The following is a 25,012-nucleotide window of genomic DNA, read 5'->3' as shown; positions in this document are numbered from 1 at the left end:
CCACACCGCTGATCGGTCAAGTCCCGGGTAGTGGTGTAACTGGTTGTGGTCCTTCGTAGGTGGTCAGGCGGGTAGTTGGATCAGTGGGTCGGTGTTCACCTCCGGCGTGTGGTCGGTGACGGTCAGGCGGCAACGGCTGAGCACCTCGAGGCCGAGGTAGCGGCGGCCTTCGGCCCATTCATCTGTCTGCTCGGCGAGCACTGCTCCGATGAGCCGGATGATGGCGTCGCGGTTGGGGAAGATGCCGACGACGTCGGTGCGGCGGCGGATCTCGCGGTTGAGCCGTTCGGTGGGGTTGTTGGACCAGATCTGGCGCCACACATCTTCCGGAAACGCGGTGAACGCCAGCAAGTCTTCACGGGCGTCGCCGAGGTGTTCGGCGACGTCGGGTAGCCGGTCTTCGGTGTATTCGAGCAGCCGGTCGAACTGGGCGTTCACCGCCTCTGGTGTGGGTTGGTCGTAGACGCTGTGCAGCATCGCTTTCACAGCCGGCCACATCGATTTCGGGCACACCGCCATCAGATTTGCGGCGTAGTGGGTGCGGCAGCGCTCCCAAGCGGCGCCGGGCAGGGTCGCGGCGATCGCCTCGACCAATCCCGGCATGGGCGTCAGAGGTCACCAGGCGGACTCCGCCGAGGCCGCGGGCGACCAGGTCGGCGAGGAAGGTGTTCCACGAGGCTTTGGTTTCGCTGGTGGCGACCTGCTGGAGTCGTTCATGCCGACGAGGCAGATGACGCTCGTATCTACCCTGACCTCACCGCTGTCTGTCGATTCGCAGCCAAGAAATTGCCATCGCCGGCTGCAGGCTCGAGGAAAGTCCTGTCGACAAAGTCAGTGCCGGTCTCCAGGTCCTCGCGCACCAGGTCAAGCATCCGCTCAACCATGTGGCGCGGCGTGAAGACCTCACCGTGGGCCTTCACACGGTGCCTGGACTTCATCAGTTACTCCCTCCTGTCGGCCCGCGACTGCTGGCCTCTACTCGATGGCTACACCCTATCGGCCGGTACCGACATCGAGTGACGCACACGAGCGCGGCAGGTTCCAAGGAAGGATTCTGAACGGACCGCCCGATAGAAGGCGACGTACACCGACAGCAGGCACCAATACATTGCGAGTAGTCGGTCAGGCAACCCTCCGGCGCCGCGGCACCCGCTGACACGTCGGGCAGAAGAACGAGCTCCGGTTCATGAATGCTTCGCGCACCATCGGCGTCTCGCAGCGACGGCACGGAAGTCCTTCGCACCCATAGGCGTTCAACGATCGTTCGAAATAACCCGACTGCCCGTTCACGTTCACGTACAGGTCGTCGAACGACGTGCCGCCGACCTTGACCGCCTCCCGCATCACCTGGGTTGCGTGATCGACGAGTTCTCCCAGCCGGGCGCGCGGAATGCCGCGCGTGCGTCGCCGGCCGTGCAGGCCGGCGCGCCAGAGCGACTCGTCGGCGTAGATGTTTCCGACACCGGAGATCACGGTCTGGTCGAGGATCGCGCGCTTGATCTCCGTGTCCCGACGCCGCAGCGCGGTGACCACGCCGTCGCGGTCGAAAGCCGGCTCGAAGGGATCCGGTGCGATGTGCGCCACCGACTCGGGTACGCGGCGCGGCCCGGCGTCGACGAGTTCGTCCAGATGCCAGCCGCCGAAGGTCCGCTGGTCGACGAAACGCAGTTCGTTCCCGTCGTCGAGGGGCACGCGGATGCGCAGGTGCACCGGATCGGCGGCACCCTGCTCGGCGAGGAGCATCTGCCCGCTCATGCCGAGATGGACCACTACGGCCACCTCGTCCGCGCGGTCCGCGGCGAGCAGCCACATGTACTTACCGCGCCGCTCGACGGCCTCGAAGGTCTTGCCGCGCAATCGATTCGAGAGATCGACGGGTCCGCCGACGTGGCGTCTGGCCGCGCGCGGATGCAGCACCTCGACCTCGCGCGCCGTCCGACCGGAGAGATGGGTCGACAGGCCGAGACGGATGGTCTCGACCTCGGGAAGTTCAGGCACCGGACGGTCCGATCAACGCGGCTGTTCCTCGAGTGCCTTCCATGCCAGTTCGGCCGCGTTCTGTTCGGCTTCCTTCTTGGTCCTGCCGGTACCGGTGCCCAGTTGAGTGCCGCCGACCACGGCGATCGCGGTGAACTCCTTGTTGTGGTCCGGTCCGGTCGACGTGACCTGGTACTGCGGCTGGCCGAGGCTCCGCTCGGCCGAGAGCTCCTGCAGCGAGGTCTTCCAGTCCAGTCCGGCACCGAGCCGGCCCGATCGTTCGATGATCGGCTCGAACAGCTTCATGATGACCGTTTTCGCGACCTCGATGCCGTGGTCGAGGAAGATCGCCCCGAACAGCGATTCCAGGCCGTCGGCGAGGATCGACGCCTTGTCGCGGCCGCCGGTCAGTTCCTCACCGCGGCCGAGATGCAGATGTGCGCCGAGCCCGCCGTCGCCCAAGCCGCGGGCGACGTCCGCGAGGGCGTGCATGTTGACCACGCTCGCCCGGATCTTCGCCAGCTCGCCCTCGGGACGGTCCGGGAAGCCGACGTACAGCCGTTCGGTGACGACCACGCCTAGGACGGCGTCGCCGAGGAACTCGAGGCGCTCATTGGTCGGCAGCCCGCCGTTCTCGTACGCGTACGAGCGGTGGGTCAGCGCCAGGTTCAGCAGATCGTTCCTGATCGTGACGCCGAGCACATCGGTGAGCAGCGACGGGTCGGGCCGTTTGCTCACCGGTCACCGTCCTCGCCGGCGTCCCCGTCCGTCTCGGTCAGCCGGTCGGCCAGCTTCGCCCATCGGGGGTCGATGATGTCGTGGCCGTGGCCCTCCTCGGCGTCGGCCAGCTTCACTCCGCAGATCGGGCACAGTCCCGGACAGTCCTGCGTGCACAGCGGCGACAGCGGCAGCTCCGTCGCGATCGCGTCGATCACCACCTGCTCGAGATCGATCCGCTCGTCGACGATGCGCTCGAGTTCTTCCTCGTCCTCCGCTGTGCGGTCGGTCTCACTGTCGGGGTACGCGAACAGTTCCGTCAGGTACACGGAGACGTCCTGGGTCAGCGGGTCCAGGCAGCGGCCGCACTGGCCCTCGGCGACGGCCGTGACCGTACCGGTCACGAGGACACCCTCGGTCACCGACTCGAGACGCAGGTCGAAAGCCACCTCGCCGCCGGCGGGAATGCCGATCATCTCCGCACCGATGCGGTCGGGGGTTTCGAGGGTCCACGCCTTCTCGATCATCGAACCGGCCCGGCGGGGCACCGACCGGACATCGATCACGAATCCAGAATCAGTCACCCGAACGATGTTACTCAGTAGTCCCTGCTCGAACGAAGTTCAGTGGCCGCGTCCCGGATCGAGCGCGACCTCAGCCCGCCATCTGCGCCGGACCCGGCTGCGGTCCCTCGTCCATGCCGTGCGGATACTCGACGTAATCGTGCATGCCCGCGCCCGTCCGCAACTGCTGGCGTCCGCGGTTCACCGACCGCAGCGTGCCGGTGAGGATCTCCTCGAAGTCGGCGAGTTTGTCGTCGACGTAGATGTCGCAGTCACCGCGCAGCCGGTCCGATTCGGCGTGCGCCGCATCGATGATCCGCTCGGCCTCCTGCTTGGCGGCCGAGACCACCTCGGACTCGGACACCAGCCGCTGCTGCTCGGCGATGCCGTCGGCGACGGACTTGTTGTAGCTGGCGTTGCCCGCCTCTACGACGCGTCCGGCCTCGGCGCGGGCTCGGCCGGTCACGGCCTCGTACTCGCGTGCGGCGCTGTGCTCGAGCCGCTGGGCCTCGTCGTTCGCGTCGGCGATGACGGCCTGCGCGTTGCCGTTCGCCTCGTCGAGCATCCGGTCGGCTCGAGCCTTCGCCTCGGCGAGGATCCGATCGGCTTCGGCCCGCGCATGAGCGAGCATCGCCTCGGAGTCGCGTTCGGCACCGGTGATGAGGCGATCGGACTGCTCACGCGCGTTCGACACGAGGGTGTCGCGTTCGTCGAGCACGTCCTGCGCGTCGTCGAGCTCGCCGGGCAGCGCATCGCGCAGATCGTCGAGAAGTTCCAGCACATCGCCCCGGGGAACCACACACCCCGCGGTCATCGGCACGGTGCGCGCCTCTTCGACGATCGCGACCAGCTCGTCAAGCGCTTCAAATACGCGGTACACGATTCAATCTCCGATCCGGCACAGCCGTAGGTTCGGCGGCCTTTGATATCACTGAGGCCATTGTGCCGAATGTTGCGACTGTGACGCCGGAGGGCCGCATCGGGCGTGTCGCCCCGTCAGGCCCCGGACTATCAGTGGGCGTATCCGTCAGACACTGCGCGTCTGCGACAAACGGTCGGCCAGCGCCTGGTGAATGTGCTCGGAGAGATAGGGCGTCACGTCGCCGCCGAGCTTGGCGACCTCTTTCACCAGCGAACTGGAGACGTGCGCGTACCGCGGATCCGTGAGCATGAAGTACGTCTCACACCCGGTCAGCTCCCGGTTCATCTGCGCCATGGGGATCTCGTAGGCGAAGTCGCTCTCCGAACGCAGCCCCTTGACCATCGTGTCGGCGCCCTCTGCCACCAGCAGATCCACCACCAGACCGGTCCAGCTGCGCACCTCGACGTTCTCCAGGTCGGCACAGTCCCGCTCGATGAGCGCGATGCGCTCTTCGACGGTGAACATCCCCTGCTTGTTCGGGTTCACCACGACGGCCACGACCACCCGATCGAACCGGGCAGCCGTGCGTTCGACGACGAAGCGGTGGCCGAGAGTGAACGGATCGTACGACCCGGGACAGACTGCAGCACTCATGTCTGCTGAATCTACGCGACGCCGTCTCCGGCGCCGCGGCGACGGCCGCGGTCAGCGACCGCCCAGCACGACCACCGTGTCGCCGTACTGCTTGGACGTCACTTCCTCCAGTCCGTCGGGCCAGGTGACGGCGGCGCTGCGACGGCCGCGCTCCACCACCACCCAGCCGTCGGACGCCAGAATCGGTTCGCATGCCGAGATCATTCGGTCGACCTCTTCGGAAGGCACCTCGTAAGGCGGATCGAGGAGGATCAGATCGAACGTTCCGGACGGCGCCGCCAGAAACGACTCCACCGGGCGGTTGACGATCCGGACCCGCGACGCTGCGCCGCAGACGGCGACGTTGTCCCGCAGCACCCCGGCAGCCCGGCGGTCGGACTCGACGAGTACCGCCGACGCCGCTCCCCGGGACACCGCCTCGAGTCCGAGCGCACCCGTGCCGGCATAGAGGTCGAGCACCCGGACTCCGGACAGGTCCATCCGGGAGCCGAGCATGGAGAAAAGGGCTTCGCGGACGCGGTCGGAGGTCGGCCGGGTGGTGTCGGCCGGAACGGCGAGCCGACGGCCGCGGAAGTCACCGGCGATGATTCTGGTCATATCGAGGCCCATGGTAGTGGATGGTCGCGGCCGCGAACCCGCCCGCAGTAGCGTTGTCGGCATGCGCATCCGCACGACGGCCTGGACCCCGGCAGCGCCCACGGTGGCCGATCCGGACCCGGACGGCCGTGCCGAGCAACTCGCCGAACTCATGGACGGCCGCCGCGCGGTGGCGCTGACGGGCGCCGGACTGTCGACGCCCTCCGGAATCCCCGACTACCGGAGCCCCGACTCCCCCGTGCGGCGTCCCATGACGATCGAGGCCTTCCTCTCCTCCCCAGAGAGCCGGCGCCGGTATTGGGCCCGCAACCATCTGGGATGGCGGCATATGGACGCCGCCGCGCCGAACGCCGCCCATCGGGCACTGCGCACCCTGCAGGACGCGGGAGTCCTCTCCGGGGTGATCACACAGAACGTCGACATGCTCCACATGAAGGCCGGGTCGCGCCCGGTGGTCGATCTGCACGGCTCCTACGGTCGCGTCCGCTGCCTGGGCTGCGGCGAACAGGTCTCCCGCCACCGGCTCGCCGAGGCTCTGGAGGCGGCGAACCCCGGCTACGCCGATCGGGTGGCCTCCCGAGGCGCGATCGAGGTGGCCCCCGACGCCGACGCCGCGCTCGAGGACATCGGCGACTTCGTGATGCTCGACTGCGAGAGGTGCGGCGGAGTATTGAAGCCCGACATCGTCTACTTCGGGGAGACGGTGGGCCCGGATGTGGTGGCTCAGGCGTTCTCCCTGGTCGACGACGCCGATCTGCTGCTCGTGGCCGGGTCGTCGCTGACCGTGATGTCCGGACTGAGATTCGTCCGCAGAGCGGTGGCCGCGGGCAAGCCGGTAGCGATCGTGAACCGCGGCCGAACGCGCGGCGACGACCTGGCGACCCTGAAGATCGACCACCGGTGCGAGGTCATTCTTCCCGCGGTCGCAGACCGCATCGCTGCCGCACGTTCAACGTTACTGTGACGTACACCACATTGTTTGCTTGAACTGCACAAAGGCGGGGTTCCGCGCAGGCAATATTCGATCTGCGGTGACTTTCCTATGAACGGCCGATAGCCTCGGTCACGTCATGAACCCGAATGATCCTTCACCGGAGACAGACAACGGAAACACGGTCACCTTCCGGCGACCGCGGGCCCGTGACGGAAAGAGAATATGGGAGATCGCTCGCGATTCGCGCGTGCTGGACGTTAATTCGCCCTATGCCTACGTTCTCTGGTCACAGGATTTTTCCGAGACGTCGATCGTGGCTGAATTCGACGGAGACGTCGTCGGCTTCGCTACCGGATACCGTCGACCAGCGGCACCCGACACCCTCATGGTGTGGCAGGTGGCCGTCGACGAGACGCAACGCGGGAAGCAGATCGCCAAGCGGATGGTCTGCGAGTTGTTCCGGCACTGCGCTCAAGCCGGTGTCGTCGCCATCAACACCACGATAAGCCCCGACAATCAGGCGTCCCAGCGACTGTTCGCAGGCGCTGCCCGAGCCCTCGGTTTGCAATTGACACGCGAACCGTTCTTCAGCGCGGAACTGTTCATCGACTCCCATGAGCCCGAGGACCTGTATCTGCTGACGCCGGGCTCCGCTCAATAGCGGAACCGGCAGAACTCAAACGAGGAAACTCTCGAAAATGACAATCGAAACTGCACTGGACGACCGAACTTTCACCAAGCACGAATCCGAAGTCCGCTCCTACTGCCGTGATTGGCCCGCCGTCTTCGACACTGCTCAGGGCAGTTGGCTGACAGACGTCGACGGGAATCGCTATCTTGACTTCTTCGCAGGCGCAGGCGCTCTCAATTACGGCCACAACAATCCTGTTCTGAAGGATGCGCTCGTCGACTACATCGTCCGTGACGGAATCACTCACGGACTCGACATGTCGACCCGCGCGAAGGGCGAATTCCTCGAGACCTTCGCCGCCAAGATCCTGGAGCCCCGCGGGCTGGACTACAAGGTCCAGTTCCCCGGCCCCACCGGGACCAACGCGGTCGAGGCAGCGCTCAAGCTGGCCCGCAAGGTGACCGGCCGCGAAGCGGTCATCAACTTCACCAACGCCTTCCACGGCATGACGCTCGGCTCGCTGGCGGTGACCGGCAACGCCATGAAGCGCAACGGCGCCGGCGTACCGCTGGTGCACACCACGCCGATGCCCTTCGACAACTACTTCGACGGCAGCGTCGAGGACTTCGCCTGGTTCGAGCGTGTTCTCGAGGACTCCGGCTCGGGCTTCAACCGGCCCGCCGGCGTCATCGTCGAGACCGTTCAGGGCGAGGGCGGCGTCAACGTGGCGCGTCCCGAGTGGCTGCGCGGCCTGGCCGACCTCTGCAAGCGCAAGGACATCCTGCTGATCGTCGACGACGTGCAGATGGGCTGCGGCCGCACCGGCGAGTTCTTCTCGTTCGAGGAGGCCGGCATCGTGCCGGACATCGTCACGCTGTCGAAGTCGATCGGCGGCTACGGACTGCCGCTCGCACTGACCCTGCTCCGTCCGGAGCTGGACGTCTGGGAGCCCGGCGAGCACAACGGCACGTTCCGCGGCAACAACCCCGCGTTCGTGACCGCGACCGCCGCCATCAACAAGTACTGGTCCGACGATGCGCTCTCGGTCCAGGTGAAGGCGAAGGGCATGGAGATCGCGCAGTCCTTCGAGGACCTGTGCCAGCGCCACGACGGATTGTCGCACCGGGGCCGCGGCATGGTCCAGGGCCTCGCCTTCGACAAGCCCGAGCTGGCCGGCCGGACGTGCGAGATCGCGTTCTCCAAGGGCCTGCTCGCCGAGACGTCGGGTCCTGACTCCGAGGTCGTCAAACTCCTTCCCCCGCTCACCATGAGCAGCGAGGATCTCGCCCACGGTCTGCAGATCCTGAGCGAATCGGTCGACGAGGCCTTCGCTGCCGACACCGCCCCCGAGGAGGCCGAAGCATGATCGTCCGCACCACCGAAGAGATCACCGGAACCGATCGCGAGGTGGCCGACCCGAAGGGCAACTGGGTCTCCAAGCGGATCGTGCTCGGTGGCGACGGGGTCGGATTCTCGTTCCACGAGACCACGATCGCGGCCGGCTCGATCAACGAGTTCCACTACGCGAACCACGTCGAGGCCGTCTGGCTGGTCGAGGGCAAGGGCACCCTGCTCGACCGGGAGACCGGGAAGATCTACCCGCTCCGCGCGGGCAGCATGTACCTGCTGGACGGCCACGAGCGTCACACCGTGACCGTCGACGAGCAGATGCGGATGCTGTGCGTCTTCAACCCGCCGGTGGTCGGCACCGAGGTCCACGACGAGAACGGCGTCTACCCGCTCGTCACGGTCCCCGCCGGCGAGGGCAAGCACCGAGCCGACTGACTGTTTCCGCAGCGAAAGCGCCCACCCGACCGCTGGTCGGGTGGGCGCTTTCGGTTCCGTGTCCGCCCGGTCTCGATACGCCCCTCCGCTGCGCTCCGGGCCTACTCGACAACCCTGCCGGGCCGTCCCCCACAGTCAATCGACAAGCCGCTCCCAAAGGCCAGTCGAGTCGCACGCGAACGAAGTGAGCGAGCGTATCGAGACACCACCGCCTCGACACTCCCCTCCGACGAAACCCGGAGTCAGGCCGGGACCAGGTCGTCGGCGTGGATGATCGGACGGCGCAGATCGGCGGGCAGCTCGGACGTCGAACGGCCGATCATCTGCGCGACGTCGTCGGCGTCATACGATGTGACGCCTCGGGCGCGAACTGTTCCGGCCGCGTCAACCAGCTCCACCACGTCGCCGTCGGAGTAGTCGCCGACCGTCGCGGTGACACCCGCGGCCAACAGCGACCGTCGCCGACCGCAGACCGCGGCGACAGCACCGTCGTCGAGCGTCAGCGTGCCGCGCGCCTCGGCTGCGTGGCGCACCCAGAACCGTCTGGCCGACATCCGGGTCGGCCGGGCTTTGAAGACGGTGCCGACCGAAGCGTTCGACAGCGCCTCACCGGCGGCCGAGGCCGCGGCCAACAGCACCGGGACACCCGAGTCGGCCGCCAGCCGCGCCGCCGCCAGCTTCGATGCCATGCCGCCCGTTCCCAGCGCACCGCCGTTGCCTGCGATCACTCCGTCCAGGTCGTCGGGTCCGTCGACCTGTTCGATCAGCCGCGCCGGTTGGCCGTCAGGGCCGGGTTTGCGGGGATCGCCGTTGTACAGCCCGTCGACGTCCGACAGCAGCACGAGCGCGTCCGCGTGCACCAGGTGCGCGACGAGGGCGGCCAGCCGGTCGTTGTCGCCGAAGCGGATCTCGTTGGTGGCGACCGTGTCGTTCTCGTTGACGACGGCCACCGCATGCAGCGCGCGAAGCCGGTCGAGAGTTCGCTGCGCATTCGCGTGGTGGGACCTGTTCGACACGTCGTCGGCGGTCAGCAGCACCTGGCCGACGGTACGGTCGTAACGAGCGAACGACGTCCCCCAGGCGTGCGCCAGGCGGAGTTGGCCGACGCTCGCCGCCGCCTGCTTGGTCGCGAGGTCGCGGGGCCGCTTCTTGAGGCCCAGCGGCGCGATTCCCGCGCCGACGGCCCCCGACGACACGACGATGACGTCCGATCCGGCGCGCATCCGTGCTTCGAGTGCGTCGACCAGCGCATCGAGCCTGGCGTGGTCGATGCCGGTCACCATGTCGGTGACGGCGGACGAACCGATCTTCACGACGATGCTGCGGGCCGTCGCGAGGAACTGCCGAACATCACTCGTCATCGACGTCCGACTCCTCCTGTCCGAGATCCCCTGCGCCCCAACCCAGCTCGTTCTCATCGGAAGCCTGGCGGCGCATCTTGCGCGCGAGCTTGCGCTCTGCGGCACCCACTCGGTCGTTGCGCTCCAGACGGATGTCGGTGCCGCGGCCGGTGATCGGCACGGCCTCGCCCATCGGAGTCGTGGGCTCCCAGTCGAAGGTCATCTCGCCGATCGTCACCGGCGCGCCCGGCTTGGCACCCCGCTTCACCAGCGCGTCCTCGACGCCGAGGCGGTTCAGCCGATCCGCGAGATAGCCGACGGCCTCATCGTTGTCGAACTGCGTCTGGCGCACCCACCGCTCCGGACGGGCCCCGCGCACGATGAACCCGCCCTCGACATCGGGATCGGCGACCACGGTGAACTCCGACTCATCGACTGCCTTGGGCCGGATGACGGCGCGGCGGGCCACGGGCTCGGCGTGCTCGGCCCGGTACCGCGCCACCATCTCCGCGAGCGCGAAGGTCAGCTCCGACAGTCCCTGGTGGGCCACAGCGGAGATGCGGAACACCGGCCAGCCTCGCTCGGCGATGTCGGCTTCCACCAGATCCGCCAGCTCAGCCGCCTCGGGAATGTCGATCTTGTTCAGGATGACCACGCGCGGCCTCGTGGCGAGGTCGCCCAGCGAGTGGTCGGCGTCCAGCGCCGGCTGGTACGCCGCGAGTTCGGCCTCGAGCGCGTCGATGTCCGACACCGGGTCGCGTCCCGGTTCGAGGGTCGCGCAGTCCACGACGTGCGCCAGGACGGCGCAGCGCTCCAGGTGCCGCAGGAAGTCCAGTCCCAGTCCGCGCCCCTGCGACGCTCCGGGGATCAGGCCGGGCACGTCGGCGACGGTGAATACCTCGGCACCGGCGGTCACGACGCCCAGGTTGGGAGCCAACGTGGTGAACGGGTAGTCGGCGATCTTCGGCTTCGCCGCGGAGAGCACCGACACCAACGACGACTTGCCCGCCGACGGGAAGCCGACGAGCCCGACGTCGGCGACCGACTTGAGCTCGAGGGTCAACTCCCGCTCGTCTCCGGGCTCGCCGAGCAGCGCGAATCCCGGCGCCCGACGCGCCCGCGAGGCCAGCGCCGCGTTGCCCAGACCACCCCGGCCGCCCTGCGCGGCGATGAACTCGGTACCGGCACCGACCAGGTCGGCGACGATCTCGCCGTCCTCGTCGATCACCACCGTCCCGTCGGGCACCTTGAGGATCAGGTCCTCACCGGCGCCGCCGTTCCGGTTGCCGCCCATGCCGGGCTTTCCGTTGGTCGCCCGCGCATGCGGCCGGAAGTGGAAGTCGAGGAGGGTGTGCACCTGCGGGTCGACGACCAGCCGGACGTCGCCGCCCCGGCCGCCGTTGCCCCCGTCGGGGCCGCCCAGCGGCTTGAACTTCTCGCGATGCACGGACGTGCAGCCGTGGCCGCCGTTGCCCGCCACGACCTCGATCTTCACGCGGTCGACGAAGCGTGACATGTTCCAGCCTTCCTCGAATGGGTCCAGATAAGCCGACAGGGCGGGTCAGGGTGTCTAGAGACCCTGCCCGCCCTGTCGAAAAGAGCTATGAGTTCGGATGCCAGGTCAGACTGCGACCGGCTCCGGGACGATGTTCACCGTCTTGCGACCGCGCTTCACATCGAACTTGACCGCACCGGCCGCGAGAGCGAACAGCGTGTCGTCCTTACCGCGGCCGACGCCCACACCCGGGTGGAACTTGGTGCCGCGCTGACGGACCAGGATCTCGCCGGCGCTGACGACCTGGCCGCCGAAACGCTTCACACCGAGTCGCTGAGCATTCGAATCGCGACCGTTGCGCGAGCTCGATGCACCCTTCTTATGTGCCATCTGACTGTCCTCCTGAAATGCTGAAGAGCGAGTTCTACTTGATACCGGTGACCTTGAGGACCGTCAGCTGCTGACGGTGGCCCTGGCGCTTGTGGTAGCCGGTCTTGTTCTTGAACTTGTGGATCCGGATCTTCGGGCCCTTGGTGTGCTCGACGACCTCACCGGTGACCGAGACAGCGGCGAGCTTGTCGGCGTCGGTGGTCAGATTCGCACCATCGACGACCAGCGCAACCGGCAGCTGCACAGTGCTGCCAGGCTCTCCGTCGATCTTCTCGACCTTCACAATGTCGCCCTCGGCGACCTTGTACTGCTTACCGCCGGTCTTGACGATCGCGTACGTTGCCATTCCCGCTGTCCTCTTAACTCGTCTCATCGGGCCGGAGTGCGCAGGCCGATCCTGCGTGTCCGACATAATCTGGTGTGTGCGGTCCGCGGCCTCAAGGCCCTCGAACCTCTCCCGCCGATGCGCGCAACTGTCTACGCGCCTGCGGGAGGCGACCTGTCAAGGCTACGGTACCGGGCCTGTCCAGGTCAAACTCTCGGCGCGCGGGCCGCGCGCCGAGAGGAAGGTCACTGCTGCGCGGGCGGCGGCCCCGCGGCGCGGCGACCACTGCGCCGCCGGGGCGAGCGCGTGACCGCGACCACCGGCTCGGCGGACTGTTCGGCCACCGTCGTCACCGGCTCATGCTCCACGACCTCGTCCACCGACTCGACGGCCGTCGTCGGTGCGGCCGCACGGCGTACTGCGCGACGACGTCGACGCGTCACCACCGCCACCGGCGGCTCCGGTGTCTGCGTCATCGTCTCGACGACGACCTCCGCCGCGACTTCGCTCACTGCACCGTCTGTGGCAGCGACCTCGGCCACGGCCACCTCAGCGATTTCGACCTCGGCATTCTCGACCTCGGGCGCCTTCGCATCGGGCACCGAGGTATCGGCGGCCGGCTCGGCCGCCGCGTCGTGCTCGTCGTGGTCGTCCGGATGAGCCATGGCGCGGAACAGCGGATGCTCGGCGGCCGGCTTGTGCGGTGCGGGCTTGGCCGGCGCCGCCTCCTGCTGAGGCTGCTGGTCTCCCCCGCGCCGACGCGAGCGGCGCGACTTGCGTGAACCTCCGTCGCCGCCGTTGCGGCTTCCGTCGTCAGCCGGGCGTACCTCAACCGGATTGGCGTGCACGATCACCCCGCGACCGGAGCACGCGGTACAGGTGGTCGAGAACGCCTCGAGGAGACCGGTGCCGAGTCGCTTGCGGGTCATCTGCACCAGTCCCAGCGAGGTGACCTCGGAGACCTGGTGCCGCGTCCGGTCCCTGGCCAGGGCCTCGGTGAGCCGTCGCAGAACGAGGTCGCGGTTCGATTCGAGAACCATGTCGATGAAGTCGACGATGATCATGCCGCCGATGTCGCGCAAGCGCATCTGCCGCACGATCTCCTCGGCGGCTTCGAGATTGTTGCGCGTGACGGTCTCCTCGAGGTTGCCGCCCGAGCCGGTGAACTTGCCGGTGTTCACGTCGACCACCGTCATCGCCTCGGTGTGCTCGATGATCAGCGTGCCGCCGGACGGCAGCCACACCTTGCGGTCGAGCGCCTTGGCCAGCTGCTCGTCGATGCGGTGCACGGTGAACGAGTCGGGCGCGTCGGCATGCGCCTTGGTGAAGCGTTCGAGCCGCTCGGCGAGGTCGGGAGCGACGTCGTTGACGTACCCCGATACCTGCGACCATGCGCGTTCGCCCTCGACGACCAGCTTGCGGAAGTCCTCGTTGAACAGGTCACGGACCACTCGAACCAGCAGATCCGGCTCTTCGTACAGCGCCTTCGGAGTGCCCGGTGCCTTCGACCGGTGCTCGTCGGCCGCCGCCTCGATGCTCTTCCACTGTGCTTCGAGGCGCTCGATGTCCGCGCCGAGTTCCTCGGCGCTGACGCCCTCGGACGCGGTCCGGATGATGACGCCGGCCTCGTCCGGGACGAGCTTGGCCAGGATCTGCTTGAGACGCTTGCGCTCGGTGTCGGGGAGCTTGCGGCTGATACCCGTCGACGTCCCTCCCGGCACGTACACCAGGTACCGGCCGGCGAGGGAGATCTGCGTCGTCAGCCGTGCGCCCTTGTGCCCGATCGGGTCCTTGCTGACCTGGACCAGAACGTGGTCGCCCGGCTTGAGAGCCTGTTCGATCTTGCGCGAACCGCCGTCGAGGCCGGCGGCCTCCCAGTTGACCTCGCCGGCGTAGAGGACGCCGTTGCGTCCGCGGCCGATGTCGACGAAGGCGGCTTCCATGCCCGGAAGCACGTTCTGCACGCGCCCCAGGTAGATGTTGCCGACCATCGACTGCGAGGTCTCGGTGGTGACGAAGTGCTCCACCAGCACGCCGTCCTCCAGGACGGCGATCTGCGTGTAGTCCTCCACCGGCGCCGCATGCTGATCGTGGCCGTCGCCCGCACCGGAGGCGGCGCGCTCACGCACCACCATCACGCGCTCCACCGATTCCCGGCGCGCCAGGAACTCCGACTCGGTCAGGATCGGCGGACGACGCCGCCCGGCGTCACGACCGTCTCGCCTGCGCTGCCGCTTCGCCTCCAGCCGCGTGGAACCCGAGATGCCCTGCACCTCGTCACGCACCTTCTTGGCGCGCGGCTCACGCTCGTGGACCACGGTGTTGGGCGGATCGTCCGCCGAGACCGTCTCATCCGAGTCGGACCCGCCACGGCGGCGGCGCCGGCGGCGACGCCGCTTGCTCGACGGGACCGCTGCCTCGGAGTCCGCCTCGGTCTCTTCGTCCGACTCCGATCCGGTCGCATCGGCCTGTGTCTGGTCCGCATCGGCCGTGTCGTCGTCCGGCCCGTTCTTCTCGGGACCGCTCGTCTCGGCGGTGTTCTGGTCCGACTCCACGCCGTCCTGAGCGTCGTCCGACTCACTGTCGGATCCCTCGGGGCCCTGATCGCCGCGTCCGCGACCGCGCCCGCGACGCCCGCGCCTGCGCCTGCGGGACCGGCTCTCGCTCTCGCCGGACGTCTGTTCGTCATCCTCCCCGCCGGCTGCCGGAACCTCCGACTCGGGCTCGACGGGCGCTGTGGCGGTCTCCGGAGCGGCCGGCGTCTCGTCACCGGTGCCTGCCTCGTCGACCTCGGACTTCTTGGGCTTCTTCGCCGACGCCTTCTTCTTGCCCGGCTTCTTGTCGGCCTGCTTCTCGGACCCATCCGATTCCGGGATGTCCGTGGTCTCGGCCTTCTTGCTCTCGGCCTTCTTGCTCTCGGCCTTCTTACCGTCAGCTTTCTTGCCGTCTGACTTCTTGCTGTCGGCTTTCTTGCCGTCCGACTTCTTGCCGCCGGCCTTCTTGGCTTCGGTGTTCTTGGCTTCGGCCGTCTTCTCACCGGCCGGAGCGGTCTCATCGGCGTCCGCCGCCAGGAACAGCGGCGCGGTCGCCTCGGCCTTCGCCGTCGACACCGGCTGCGGCGTCTCGACCGCCGAGAACAGCGACGGCGCCCCCGGCTCTCCGGCCTCATCTGCCGCATCCTCGACGGCACCACTGATACGGAGCTCGACGGCTTCGGCGTCGGCTCGAGAGATCGACGACTGCGCGGTGCGCGCCGTCACCCCCATCTCCTGCAGGTGCGCGAGCACCTGCTTGCTGGTCAGTCCGAGCGTGCGGGCGAGCGCATGCACGCGGAGTCGAAGGGGGAATTTTTCCGCTGGCTGATCTGCCGAAGTGGCATCAGCCGACGACCCGTTATCTGTCACGTGGTCTCCTCAAGACCCCCGGGCGCGTCGCACAGATGAACTCGACAACGCGGCCACGCGAGGGCCTTTCCAATGTGTGCCGGCCTCTACGGCCGGGTGTTATGTGGTCTTCGCGTCGTCAAGACGCCTTGCGTGACGCAGGCCTGGGACCGAAGCCGGACCCCAGGCTGGGGTCGGACGGAACCGGGTACTCAAAACGGCTGTGCGTCGATCGTCGGTGCCAAAGCGTGACTCCGACGACTAGGCAAGTATCCCACATCACGGGCCGTAACCCGCACACGAGTGACGAAAAGGCTCCCGCGCGCCGTGTCGGCGTCGTCGAATCAGGAGTTCAGAGAGGGGAACCAGAGAGCGATCTCACGCGCCGCGGATTCGGGCGAATCCGATCCGTGCACGAGGTTGAACTGCGTTTCCAGCGCGAAGTCACCCCGGATGGTGCCCGGCGTGGCCTTCTCGACGGGATCGGTGCCGCCGGCGAGCTGGCGGAATGCGGAGATGGCCCGCGGACCTTCGACGACGGCCGCGACGACCGGACCCGAGGTGATGAACTCGAGCAGCGAGCCGTAGAACGGCCGCTCGGCGTGCTCGGCGTAGTGCTCGCTCGCGACCTCGACGGTCACGTCACGCAGTTCCAGGGCAGCCAGGCGCAGTCCCTTGCGCTCGATGCGGGCGATCACTTCGCCGACCAGTCCGCGCTGGACGCCGTCGGGCTTGATGAGGACGAGAGTCTGTTCAGTCACGCAGGACACTGTAGCGATGCACGACACCGCCCGCACCGTCCCACCCCCGCGGGCGGGTTCACCGTGCCTGACTCACCGCGCCCGAGTCACTTCGGGCAGTACTGCTTCTCGACGGCGAAGAACCCGTAGTTGAACACCCCGCCCGCCTGGCCGGGACCGTCGACGATGATCTGCAGGCACGCGCCCGGCGTGTCGACGGCCGCATCGAGCTCCTGCTTGAGCGTCTTGGCCATCTGCCGGTTGGCGCTGGAGTACGCGGGCGGCGCGGGCAGGTTGGCGATCACCTGGTCGACGCCGCGGTCGGCGAGCCACAGGGTCGAGGACCGCGTCGCGAGATAGCCGAGCGCCCCCTCGCGCACCGGCATCGGAATGCTCGCTTCCGGTGTCTGCGACGGCTGCGACGGCTGCGACGGCTGCGACGAAGGCTCCGCGCTCGCGATCGGCGCCGCCAGCACCGTCGCCGCAGCGACGGCCCCGACTACGATCCCCACCCGGCCTGCGCGACTCGTCACCCTGTCGGTCCTCCCCATCCACTGCCTCCATCGATTCGATTGCTGCCGTGTCGTACGACACAGTGGTGAGTGAGTGTAACCGACGGTCGCAGAAATCGACGATTCCGCGGGAGCCGAGCGCGTCCGGGCCGATCAGATCGGGTGCTGGCCCGGCAGCCGCCCCTGCTCGATCCGCTTCTCGACGTCGCGCTTGATGTACGCGATGTAGATCCACACGATCAGGAAGATGACGCCGACGATCGCGATGGACCAGTGGAAGAATCCTCCCGCGATCACGAACACCTGCATCACCAGGTTGACCTCCAGCGCGCGGGGCCTGCCCTGACGGCCGGACAACAGCAGCAGGATCAGCGTCACGATGCCGAGGTAGAGTCCCGACGCCCAGGTGACGCCGCCGGCCAGCTTCGCCACCACCGGGAACGCCAGTGCGACCACGATCACCTCGAGGATCAACGTCCCCGCCATGACCCCTCGGAAGCCCTTCCACGGGTCGGCGGCGGGCGGGGTGAACTGCGCGGCGTTCTCCGGAATCGATTTCTCGGTCATGACGGCTCCTTGCCGAAGAGTGTACGGCCCGCGCCCGCGGTGACGACGGATCCGGTGATGATCACACCGGCTCCGGAGACCGCTCCCCCCTCGCCCTCCTCGGCGAGCGAGACGGCGGCCTCGACCGCGTCCGGAAGGAACGGTTCCACCACCACGCGTTCGGCTCCGAACACGTCGTTCGCGATGTCGGCGAGCGCGTCGGTGTCGAGCGCTCGGGGCGAGCCGTTGTTGGTCAGGACGACGACGTCGAGCACCGGCTCGAGTTCGGTGAGCACACCGCGCGCGTCCTTGTCGCCGAGGACGCCGACCACCCCGACGAGCCTGCGGAAGTCGAACTCCGAGACCAGCGCTCGGGCGAGCGCGCGGGCGCCGTGCGGATTGTGCGCGGCGTCGACGAAGACGCTCGGGGCGCTGCGCACCCGCTCGAGACGGCCGGGACTGGCGACATCGGCGAAACCGGCTCGCACCGAGTCGACGTCGAGCCTGCGGTCGGCGCCCGCACCGAAGAAGGCCTCGACCGCGGCGAGTGCGAGTGCCGCGTTCTGCGCCTGATGCGCACCGTGCAGGGGCAGGAAGATCTCGTCGTAGACGCCGCCGAGACCGCGGATCGTGAGCAGTTGTCCGCCGACGGCGGTGGTGGCCTCGAGGACGGTGAACTCCGAGTCCTGCCGGGCGACGATGGTGCCTGCCTCCACCGAGGCCCGCAGCAGCACATCGGTCACCTCGGGCTGCTGAGGTGCGATCACCGTGACCGGATCCATCGGGATCACCGCGTCCGACGGCCCCGGCTTGATGATCCCGGCCTTCTCGCCCGCGATGGCGGCCAGGGTATCGCCCAGATAGTCGGCGTGGTCCATTGCGATCGGGGTGATCACCGCGACCTGCGAGTCGATCACATTGGTGGCGTCCCAGCGCCCGCCCATACCGGTCTCGACGACGGCCACCTCGATCGGGGCCTCCGCGAAGGCCGCGTACGCGATGGCGGTCAGCACCTCGAACTTGCTCATCCGAGGTCCGCCGCCGGCCGTCGACGAGTCGTCGACCATCGTCACGTACGGCTCGATGTCGCGATAGGTGTCGATGTAGGTGCGCGCCGGTATCGGCGCGCCGTCGATGGCGATCCGTTCGGTCACCGACTGCAGATGCGGGCTGGTGATCCGGCCCGTACGCCGATGGAAGGCGCGGAGCAGCGAATCGATCATCCGGGTCACCGAGGTCTTGCCGTTGGTTCCCGCCACGTGGATCGAGGGGTACGCGTGCTGCGGGTTGCCCAGCAGTTCCATCAGCGCGTTGATCCGGGTCAGAGACGGCTCGATCCGGGTCTCGGGCCAACGCGTGTCGAGTTCGGCTTCGAGCGCGTGGAGTTCGGCGAGATCGTCGGCGGAATCGCGTGAGCGCGTCACCGGCCGGCCAGCCCCTCGAGTTTGGCCTTCAGCCGCGCCACCTCGGCCTCGGCGAGATCCCGGCGCGTCTTGATCTTCTCGACGACCGCGTCGGGCGCCTTCGACAGGAACTGCTCGTTGCCGAGTTTGGCGGACGTGCCCGCGAGCTCCTTCTCCGCGGCGGCCAGATCCTTGGCGGCGCGCTTGCGCTCGGCTTCGACGTCGACCGTCCCGGAGGTGTCGATCGCGACGGTCGCGGTGCCGGTGGAGAGGCGGACCTCCACGGTCGCGGTGGCCGCGAAGCCGTCGCCCGCGCCCTCGAGCCGGGCCAGCGAATCGAGTTGCGGGCGCAGTTCGGCCAGCCCCGCGGCGTCGAGTCCGTCGACGGTCGCGGCGACCCGCTGCCCCGGCTTGAGACCCTGGTCGCTGCGGAACCGACGGACCTCCGTGATCAGCTTCTGCAGGTCCTCCACGCGGCGGGCGGCGTCGACGTCGGCGGGCGCGCCCGACGGCGTCGGCCACTGCGCCACGACCACCGACTCCGACCCGGTGAGCGTCTTCCACAGCACCTCGGTCACGAACGGCATCACCGGATGCAGCGCCCGCAGCAACTTGTCGAGAACGGTGCCCAGGACCAGCGCGGTCCGCTCGGCCCGCTCACCGCCCTCGGCCACCTGGACCTTCGACAGCTCGAGGTACCAGTCGCAGACCTCGTCCCACGCGAAGTGGTAGAGCGCCTCGCACGCCTTCGAGAACTCGTAGCTCTCGAAGCCCTCGTCGACCTCCGCGAGCACCTCGTCGAGCCGGGACAGGATCCAGCGGTCGGCGACCGTCAGCTGTTCGCCGGCGGGGAGTTCGCCCACGCGCGCACCGTTCATCAGGGCGAACTTGGTGGCGTTGAACAGTTTGGTGGCGAAGTTGCGCGAGCTCTGCGCGTGGGACTCGCCCACCGAGATGTCGCTGCCCGGATTGGCGCCGCGTGCGAGCGTGAAGCGCAGTGCGTCGGCGCCGAATCGGTCGACCCAGTCGAGCGGGTCGATGCCGTTGCCCTTCGACTTGCTCATCTTGCGCCCGTGCTCGTCACGGACCAGACCGTGCAGGAAGACGTCGTGGAACGGCACCCGTGCGTCTCGGCCGGAGAACCCGCTCGCGTCGAGCTTGCCGACGTAGGTGCCGAACATCATCATCCGGGCCACCCAGAAGAACAGGATGTCGTAACCGGTCACCAGCACCGAGGTGGGATAGAACTTGTCCAGCTCGGCGGTCTTGTCCGGCCATCCCATGGTGGAGAAGGGCCACAGTCCCGACGAGAACCAGGTGTCGAGGACGTCCGGGTCCTGCTCCCAGCCCTCGGGCACGGTGTCGTCCGGACCGAAGCACTCCACCTCGCCGTTCGGGCCGTACCAGATCGGGATCCGATGCCCCCACCACAGCTGCCGGGAGATGGTCCAGTCGTGCATGTCGTCGACCCATGCGAACCAGCGCGGTTCCTGGCTCGCCGGATGGATCACCGTCTCCGAATCGCGGACGGCGTCGCCCGCGGCCTTGGCGAGGGCTTCGACGCTGACCCACCACTGCATCGACAGCCGCGGCTCGATCGGCTCGCCCGCGCGCTCGGAGTGCCCGACGCTGTGCAGGTACGGCCGCACCTCCTTGACGATGCGCCCCTGTTCGGCCAGGGCCTCGCGAACCGCGACCCTGGCCTCGAAGCGGTCGAGTCCGTCGAACCGCGTCCCGGTCCCCTCGATCCTGGCGGTCTCGTCCATGATCGTGATCATCGGGAGATGGTGCCGCTGCCCGATGGCGAAGTCGTTCGGGTCGTGGGCCGGCGTGATCTTGACCGCGCCGGATCCGAACTCCGGGTCGACGTAGTCGTCGGCGATGACCGGGATCTTCCGATCCAGGAACGGGTGATCGAGCTCGACGCCGATCAGATCGCGGTAGCGCTCGTCGTCGGGATGGACCGCGATGGCGGTGTCGCCGAGCATCGTCTCCATGCGGGTGGTCGCGACGACGATGTGCGGCTCGGCGTCGTCGAGCGATCCGTACCGGAACGAGACGAGCTCTCCCTCGACGTCCTCGTACTTGACCTCGATGTCGGAGATGGCGGTCTGCTGGGCGGGCGACCAGTTCACGAGGCGCTCGGCCCGGTAGATCAGCCCGTCGTCGTACATCCGCTTGAAGATCGTCTGGACCGCGCGGGAGAGCCCCTCGTCCATGGTGAAGCGGTCGCGGCTCCAGTCGACGCCGTCGCCGAGCCTGCGCATCTGGCCGGCGATGGTGCCGCCGGACTCGGCCTTCCACTGCCACACGCGCTCGATGAAGGCTTCACGGCCGAGTTCCTCGCGGCTGGTGCCCTCCGCCGCGAGCTGCTTCTCGACGATCGTCTGCGTCGCGATTCCCGCGTGATCCATGCCCGGCAGCCACAGCACCTCGTAGCCCTGCATGCGCTTGCGGCGCGTCAGCGTGTCCATCAGGGTGTGATCGAGAGCGTGGCCCATGTGGAGCGAGCCGGTCACGTTCGGCGGCGGCAGGACGATCGAGTAGCCCGGCTTGGCACTCGAGGCGTCGGCCGTGAAGTACCCGGCGTCCACCCAGCCCTGGTAGAGGTCTGCCTCTACCGCACTCGGGTCCCAGCTCTTCGGCAGGGCTTCGGCGGTGGTCTCTGGGTCACGGGATTGCGCACTGGTCACCTGGGTGATTCTAGAGAACACCGCGCACCGCCGTCGCCGCCATGTCGCCGTAAGCGGCCTGGCTCACTCCCCGAGCCCCGGTCCCGGTGTCAGCCGAGGTCGTCGAGTCGCGCCGCGAGCGCTGCGAGCGCGGGCACCGCGACCCTGATCGCCGCGCGCTGGTCGCCGTCCAGCCCGGCCAGCGCCTCCGAGATCCGCCGCTCGTTCGCCCGCGTCCACTCGTCCAGCCGGGTGCGCCCGACCTCGGTGAGCCGTACCTGGACAGCGCGGCGGTCGTCAGGGACCGGTTCTCGGACGATCAGCCCGTTCTTCACCATCTGATTCACCAGAGTGCTGACCGTGTTGGTCGCCATCCGGTGTTTGCGGGCCAGCTCGCCGATCCGCAGTCCCGGCTCCCGCGCGAGGCGCTGCAGGAACTCGACCTGCGCCATCGGCAGCGACTCCCACGCGAAGTCCTCGCGCACGCTCGACCGCAGCGACCGGCGCAGCTGCGTGATCACAGCGGTCAACTCCCACGCGCCGTCGTCTTCTGTGACCCGGTCCACACCGGGCTCGGTTTCAGTCATGTTAATCTACTTCTGTCTGCTACAGAACTATTTACGTCGACGCTGTTCATGTCGACACGCCTCCGCGCCGGTACCCCGGCACCGGCCACGACGATTGAGATCAATGAGCAATACCCTCCCGCAACGCCGACCCGCCGCCGTCTACTCCGTCGGTGAGGAGCCGGACGTCCGCTTCTCCCTCGCGAACGAACGCACGGCACTGGCCTGGGTCCGCACCGCTCTCGCCCTGATCGCCGGCGGTATCACGCTGACGACCGTCGCCGGCCTGACCTCGTCTCCGATGGTCGTCCACCTGCTGTCTCTGGTGGCATGCGTCGCCGGCGGCGCGCTCGCTATCGTCGCACTGCTCTCGTGGCGGCGCAACGAGCGGGCCCTGCGACTCGGCCTGCCCTTGCCGCCTCCGCTGCCGCTGCCCTGGCTCGTCATGGGCATCGCGGTCGTCGCCGCTGGGCTCGTCGGCTTCGGCGTCGTGTCGATTCTGCGTCTCTCGTGAGCATCGACCCGGGCCTCCAACCGCAGCGCACCGCATTGGCCTGGCAGCGGACCGGCCTCTCCGTCCTGCTCGCCTGCGCGGCCGCCGGCTTCGCCGCCCTGCGTCACGGATTCCCGGCGGCGGCCCTCTGCACGTTCGTCGCCGGTGTCGTCCTGTGCCACGTCGCCGTCCGGCACTTTCCGAAGGGGCCTGACCGTGTCGCCGGGACCGGTTCGGTCTGGCCGACGATGGTCGCGACCGTTGGCGTGGTGGTCGTCATCGCGCTAGCGGGTACCGCACTCGCCATAGCCGATATGGTCTTCGGCTGACCGGCCCTCACGATGCGCGCGAACTGCGCAATCGATGCAGGTCCTCGGGTGCGTCGACGTTGGTGAGCCAGTCCGGGTCCGAGACCCCGATGCGGCGTGTGACGAGCGCATCGAGGGCCGCACCCATCCGGAGCTCGCCCTTCTCCACGAGGTCGGCGAGTTGCTGCGCGGAGCGAGTGCGGTAGACGCCGGCCATCGGGTGATCGCGCCCGCCCTCGTGCGCGACGACGACGTCGGTCGATTCGGTCAGCCCGTCCAGGAGCTCGTCGATCAGCCCGGTGTCCACGAGCGGCATGTCGGTGGCGCAGACGAAGGCCGCCTCGGCACCGGCGTCCGCCGCCGCCTGCAACGCCGCCACCAGTCCACCGAGGGGACCGCTGCCCGCCTTCTCCGTGGTGACCCAGTCGAGGTCCGTCTCGTCGCTCAGCTCGAGGTACGCCTGCGATGTCCGCGGCGCCGCGACCAGCACCGGTTCGCACCGGGCGCTGATCGCCCATGCGATCCGGCTGAGCATCGGCGCGCCGTCCCACTCCATCGCCGCCTTGTCCTGCCCCATGCGGCGGGAACGCCCGCCCGCGAGGATGATTCCGGCCAGTCTGTCTTCGCCCGTGCGCGTCATCTGCCCAGTGTCCCAAAGACTCCGCGGAACCGGGTCCGTCTTGGTTCAAACGGTCGGCCGCGGGCTGCATCGCACGGGAGCCGGGCCGCGCACGACGACGGCCGGCGTCCCCGTCTCGACGGGAACACCGGCCGTGTCGTGATTCTCGGTCAGGCCGACTTCTCGCGCGGCCCCTCGTCTTCGCTGCGCGGCACGATGGTCGGCAGCACGTTGTCGCGCACCGTCTCCCCCGTGACGACCACCTTGGCCACATCGTCGCGGCTCGGAATGTCGTACATCACCGGCAGCAGTACCTCTTCCATGATGGCCCGCAGACCACGCGCTCCGGTTCCCCGGTGGATCGCCTGGTCGGCCACTGCTTCGAGCGCGTCCTGACTGAACTCGAGTTCGACGTTGTCCATCTCGAACAGGCGCACGTACTGCTTGACGAGCGCGTTCTTGGGCTCCGACAGAATCGAGACCAGCGCCTCCTTGTCGAGGTTCGCGACCGATGCGACCACCGGCAGGCGCCCGATGAACTCGGGGATCAGACCGAACTTGATCAGATCCTCGGGCATCACCTCGGCGAAGTGGTCGGTCGTGTCGACCTTGTCCTTACTCGGGACGTCGTTGCCGAAGCCGATGCTGCGCTTGCCGATCCGCTCGTCGACCACCTTCTCGAGGCCGGCGAACGCACCCGCGACGATGAAGAGCACATTGGTCGTGTCGATCTGGATGAACTCCTGATGGGGATGCTTGCGGCCGCCCTGCGGCGGCACGCTGGCCTGCGTTCCCTCCAGGATCTTCAGCAGCGCCTGCTGCACGCCCTCGCCCGACACGTCGCGGGTGATCGACGGGTTCTCGCTCTTGCGGGCGATCTTGTCGACCTCGTCGATGTAGATGATGCCGGTCTCGGCCCGCTTGACGTCGTAGTCGGCGGCCTGGATCAGCTTCAGGAGGATGTTCTCGACGTCCTCGCCCACGTAGCCGGCCTCGGTCAGTGCGGTGGCGTCCGCGATCGCGAACGGGACGTTGAGCATCTTCGCGAGGGTCTGCGCCAGGTACGTCTTGCCGCAGCCCGTGGGGCCGAGCATGAGGATGTTCGACTTCGCCAGTTCCACGGGCTCCACCGCGGACGAGCGCTTGTCGCCGGACTTCTTCTCACCCGCCTGGATGCGCTTGTAGTGGTTGTAGACGGCCACCGCGAGGGTGCGCTTGGCCGAATCCTGGCCCACCACATAGTTGTCCAGGAAGTCCCGGATCTCCGCGGGCTTGGGCAACTCGTCGAGCTTCACATCGCTGGTCTCGGCGAGTTCCTCCTCGATGATCTCGTTGCAGAGGTCGATGCACTCGTCACAGATGTACACCCCCGGACCTGCGATAAGCTTCTTGACCTGTTTCTGGCTCTTGCCGCAGAAAGAGCACTTCAGGAGGTCACCACCGTCTCCCATTCGCGCCACTACGCCCCACCTACTTCCCTATCTGCGGACAACCTCGACG

General features: G+C 68.0%; 25 protein-coding genes and 1 pseudogene. 6 read left to right on the top strand and 20 right to left on the bottom strand.

Translation table 11 applies throughout. The features are described from left to right. Positions 1-63: 63 nt before the first annotated feature. The 7 genes and pseudogenes from ABFX36_RS05145 to rsmD all read right to left on the bottom strand — a co-directional run. A pseudogene (locus ABFX36_RS05145) lies at positions 64-703 on the bottom strand (IS256 family transposase); the annotation flags it as partial. Between the two features lie 419 nt (positions 704-1,122). Next, positions 1,123-1,998, bottom strand: coding sequence for a bifunctional DNA-formamidopyrimidine glycosylase/DNA-(apurinic or apyrimidinic site) lyase (mutM, locus tag ABFX36_RS05140; RefSeq protein WP_062367617.1), 876 nt, complete (start codon positions 1,996-1,998; stop codon positions 1,123-1,125). 12 nt (positions 1,999-2,010) lie between these two features. Continuing rightward, on the bottom strand, positions 2,011-2,715 hold the full coding sequence (gene rnc / locus ABFX36_RS05135; protein ID WP_006896661.1) for a ribonuclease III: 705 nt from the start codon (positions 2,713-2,715) through the stop codon (positions 2,011-2,013). Then, the gene (locus tag ABFX36_RS05130; RefSeq protein WP_006896660.1) at positions 2,712-3,260 is read right to left on the bottom strand and encodes a YceD family protein; all 549 of its coding nucleotides are present in this window, start codon (positions 3,258-3,260) and stop codon (positions 2,712-2,714) included. The genes rnc and ABFX36_RS05130 overlap by 4 nt, the downstream gene beginning before the upstream one ends. 88 nt (positions 3,261-3,348) lie before the next feature. Further along, positions 3,349-4,137, bottom strand: a complete 789-nt coding sequence (locus ABFX36_RS05125; RefSeq protein ID WP_006896659.1) for a DivIVA domain-containing protein — start codon at positions 4,135-4,137, stop codon at positions 3,349-3,351. A 147-nt stretch (positions 4,138-4,284) separates the two neighbouring features. Then, entirely contained in the window at positions 4,285-4,773 is a 489-nt protein-coding gene (coaD, locus tag ABFX36_RS05120) for a pantetheine-phosphate adenylyltransferase (protein WP_006896658.1), read from the bottom strand. A gap of 51 nt (positions 4,774-4,824) precedes the next feature. Then, the gene (gene rsmD / locus ABFX36_RS05115; protein WP_346075229.1) at positions 4,825-5,370 is read right to left on the bottom strand and encodes a 16S rRNA (guanine(966)-N(2))-methyltransferase RsmD; all 546 of its coding nucleotides are present in this window, start codon (positions 5,368-5,370) and stop codon (positions 4,825-4,827) included. Between the two features lie 61 nt (positions 5,371-5,431). Here rsmD and ABFX36_RS05110 point away from each other — a divergent pair, with 61 nt between their 5' ends. From ABFX36_RS05110 to ABFX36_RS05095, 4 genes are all read left to right on the top strand, one after another. After that, positions 5,432-6,334, top strand: coding sequence for a Sir2 family NAD-dependent protein deacetylase (locus ABFX36_RS05110; RefSeq protein ID WP_006896656.1), 903 nt, complete (start codon positions 5,432-5,434; stop codon positions 6,332-6,334). A gap of 106 nt (positions 6,335-6,440) precedes the next feature. After that, a complete protein-coding gene (gene ectA / locus ABFX36_RS05105) occupies positions 6,441-6,965 on the top strand; it encodes a diaminobutyrate acetyltransferase (RefSeq protein WP_006896655.1) in 525 nt (174 codons plus the stop codon). Between the two features lie 37 nt (positions 6,966-7,002). Further along, on the top strand, positions 7,003-8,301 hold the full coding sequence (gene ectB / locus ABFX36_RS05100) for a diaminobutyrate--2-oxoglutarate transaminase (RefSeq protein ID WP_006896654.1): 1,299 nt from the start codon (positions 7,003-7,005) through the stop codon (positions 8,299-8,301). After that, on the top strand, positions 8,298-8,720 hold the full coding sequence (locus ABFX36_RS05095; RefSeq protein ID WP_006896653.1) for an ectoine synthase: 423 nt from the start codon (positions 8,298-8,300) through the stop codon (positions 8,718-8,720). Before ectB ends, ABFX36_RS05095 begins: the two co-directional genes overlap by 4 nt. Positions 8,721-8,962: 242 nt before the next feature. On the opposite strand, the gene proB is transcribed toward ABFX36_RS05095, so the two are convergent. The 11 genes from proB to ABFX36_RS05040 form a co-directional block, all read right to left on the bottom strand. Beyond that, positions 8,963-10,081, bottom strand: a complete 1,119-nt coding sequence (gene proB, locus ABFX36_RS05090) for a glutamate 5-kinase (RefSeq protein ID WP_222111796.1) — start codon at positions 10,079-10,081, stop codon at positions 8,963-8,965. Beyond that, positions 10,071-11,576, bottom strand: a complete 1,506-nt coding sequence (gene obgE, locus ABFX36_RS05085) for a GTPase ObgE (protein ID WP_222111797.1) — start codon at positions 11,574-11,576, stop codon at positions 10,071-10,073. The genes proB and obgE overlap by 11 nt, the downstream gene beginning before the upstream one ends. Before the next feature lie 105 nt (positions 11,577-11,681). Further along, complete coding sequence (rpmA, locus tag ABFX36_RS05080; RefSeq protein WP_006896650.1) at positions 11,682-11,945, bottom strand: 50S ribosomal protein L27; 264 nt, start codon at positions 11,943-11,945, stop codon at positions 11,682-11,684. Between the two features lie 34 nt (positions 11,946-11,979). Next, positions 11,980-12,291: a 50S ribosomal protein L21 gene (rplU, locus tag ABFX36_RS05075; RefSeq protein ID WP_006896649.1), complete on the bottom strand. Its 312-nt coding sequence runs from the start codon at positions 12,289-12,291 to the stop codon at positions 11,980-11,982. Positions 12,292-12,515: 224 nt separating this feature from the next. After that, positions 12,516-15,674 carry a translation initiation factor IF-2 N-terminal domain-containing protein gene (locus ABFX36_RS05070; RefSeq protein WP_346075224.1) on the bottom strand — a complete coding sequence of 1,053 codons (3,159 nt, stop codon included), beginning with the start codon at positions 15,672-15,674 and terminating at the stop codon, positions 12,516-12,518. Between the two features lie 323 nt (positions 15,675-15,997). Further along, the gene (ndk, locus tag ABFX36_RS05065; protein WP_278127075.1) at positions 15,998-16,414 is read right to left on the bottom strand and encodes a nucleoside-diphosphate kinase; all 417 of its coding nucleotides are present in this window, start codon (positions 16,412-16,414) and stop codon (positions 15,998-16,000) included. Positions 16,415-16,500: 86 nt separating this feature from the next. Continuing rightward, positions 16,501-16,926 (bottom strand): hypothetical protein, encoded by a 426-nt coding sequence (locus ABFX36_RS05060; RefSeq protein ID WP_346075221.1) that lies wholly within the window; start codon positions 16,924-16,926, stop codon positions 16,501-16,503. Between the two features lie 132 nt (positions 16,927-17,058). Beyond that, positions 17,059-17,472: a DUF4233 domain-containing protein gene (locus ABFX36_RS05055; RefSeq protein WP_006896645.1), complete on the bottom strand. Its 414-nt coding sequence runs from the start codon at positions 17,470-17,472 to the stop codon at positions 17,059-17,061. Then, on the bottom strand, positions 17,469-18,875 hold the full coding sequence (folC, locus tag ABFX36_RS05050; RefSeq protein WP_222111800.1) for a bifunctional tetrahydrofolate synthase/dihydrofolate synthase: 1,407 nt from the start codon (positions 18,873-18,875) through the stop codon (positions 17,469-17,471). The genes ABFX36_RS05055 and folC overlap by 4 nt, the downstream gene beginning before the upstream one ends. Next, positions 18,872-21,547 carry a valine--tRNA ligase gene (locus ABFX36_RS05045; RefSeq protein WP_045537006.1) on the bottom strand — a complete coding sequence of 892 codons (2,676 nt, stop codon included), beginning with the start codon at positions 21,545-21,547 and terminating at the stop codon, positions 18,872-18,874. The genes folC and ABFX36_RS05045 overlap by 4 nt, the downstream gene beginning before the upstream one ends. An 89-nt stretch (positions 21,548-21,636) precedes the next feature. Continuing rightward, complete coding sequence (locus tag ABFX36_RS05040) at positions 21,637-22,113, bottom strand: MarR family winged helix-turn-helix transcriptional regulator (RefSeq protein ID WP_006896642.1); 477 nt, start codon at positions 22,111-22,113, stop codon at positions 21,637-21,639. Positions 22,114-22,216: 103 nt separating this feature from the next. Here ABFX36_RS05040 and ABFX36_RS05035 point away from each other — a divergent pair, with 103 nt between their 5' ends. Beyond that, positions 22,217-22,606, top strand: a complete 390-nt coding sequence (locus tag ABFX36_RS05035; protein WP_039867498.1) for a YidH family protein — start codon at positions 22,217-22,219, stop codon at positions 22,604-22,606. Further along, positions 22,603-22,914, top strand: coding sequence for a DUF202 domain-containing protein (locus ABFX36_RS05030; RefSeq protein ID WP_006896640.1), 312 nt, complete (start codon positions 22,603-22,605; stop codon positions 22,912-22,914). The genes ABFX36_RS05035 and ABFX36_RS05030 overlap by 4 nt, the downstream gene beginning before the upstream one ends. Positions 22,915-22,921: 7 nt before the next feature. Here the strand turns inward: ABFX36_RS05030 and mobA are convergent, their stop codons facing one another. Together mobA and clpX are read right to left on the bottom strand one after the other, a co-directional pair. Beyond that, positions 22,922-23,533 carry a molybdenum cofactor guanylyltransferase gene (gene mobA, locus ABFX36_RS05025; RefSeq protein WP_006896639.1) on the bottom strand — a complete coding sequence of 204 codons (612 nt, stop codon included), beginning with the start codon at positions 23,531-23,533 and terminating at the stop codon, positions 22,922-22,924. A 149-nt stretch (positions 23,534-23,682) separates the two neighbouring features. Beyond that, a complete protein-coding gene (gene clpX / locus ABFX36_RS05020; protein ID WP_006896638.1) occupies positions 23,683-24,972 on the bottom strand; it encodes an ATP-dependent Clp protease ATP-binding subunit ClpX in 1,290 nt (429 codons plus the stop codon). Positions 24,973-25,012: the final 40 nt, after the last annotated feature.

The organism is Gordonia cholesterolivorans (assembly GCF_039531975.1).
GTDB classification, from domain to species: Bacteria; Actinomycetota; Actinomycetes; order Mycobacteriales; family Mycobacteriaceae; genus Gordonia; species Gordonia sihwensis.
This window is presented reverse-complemented; position numbering and strand designations above follow the sequence as displayed.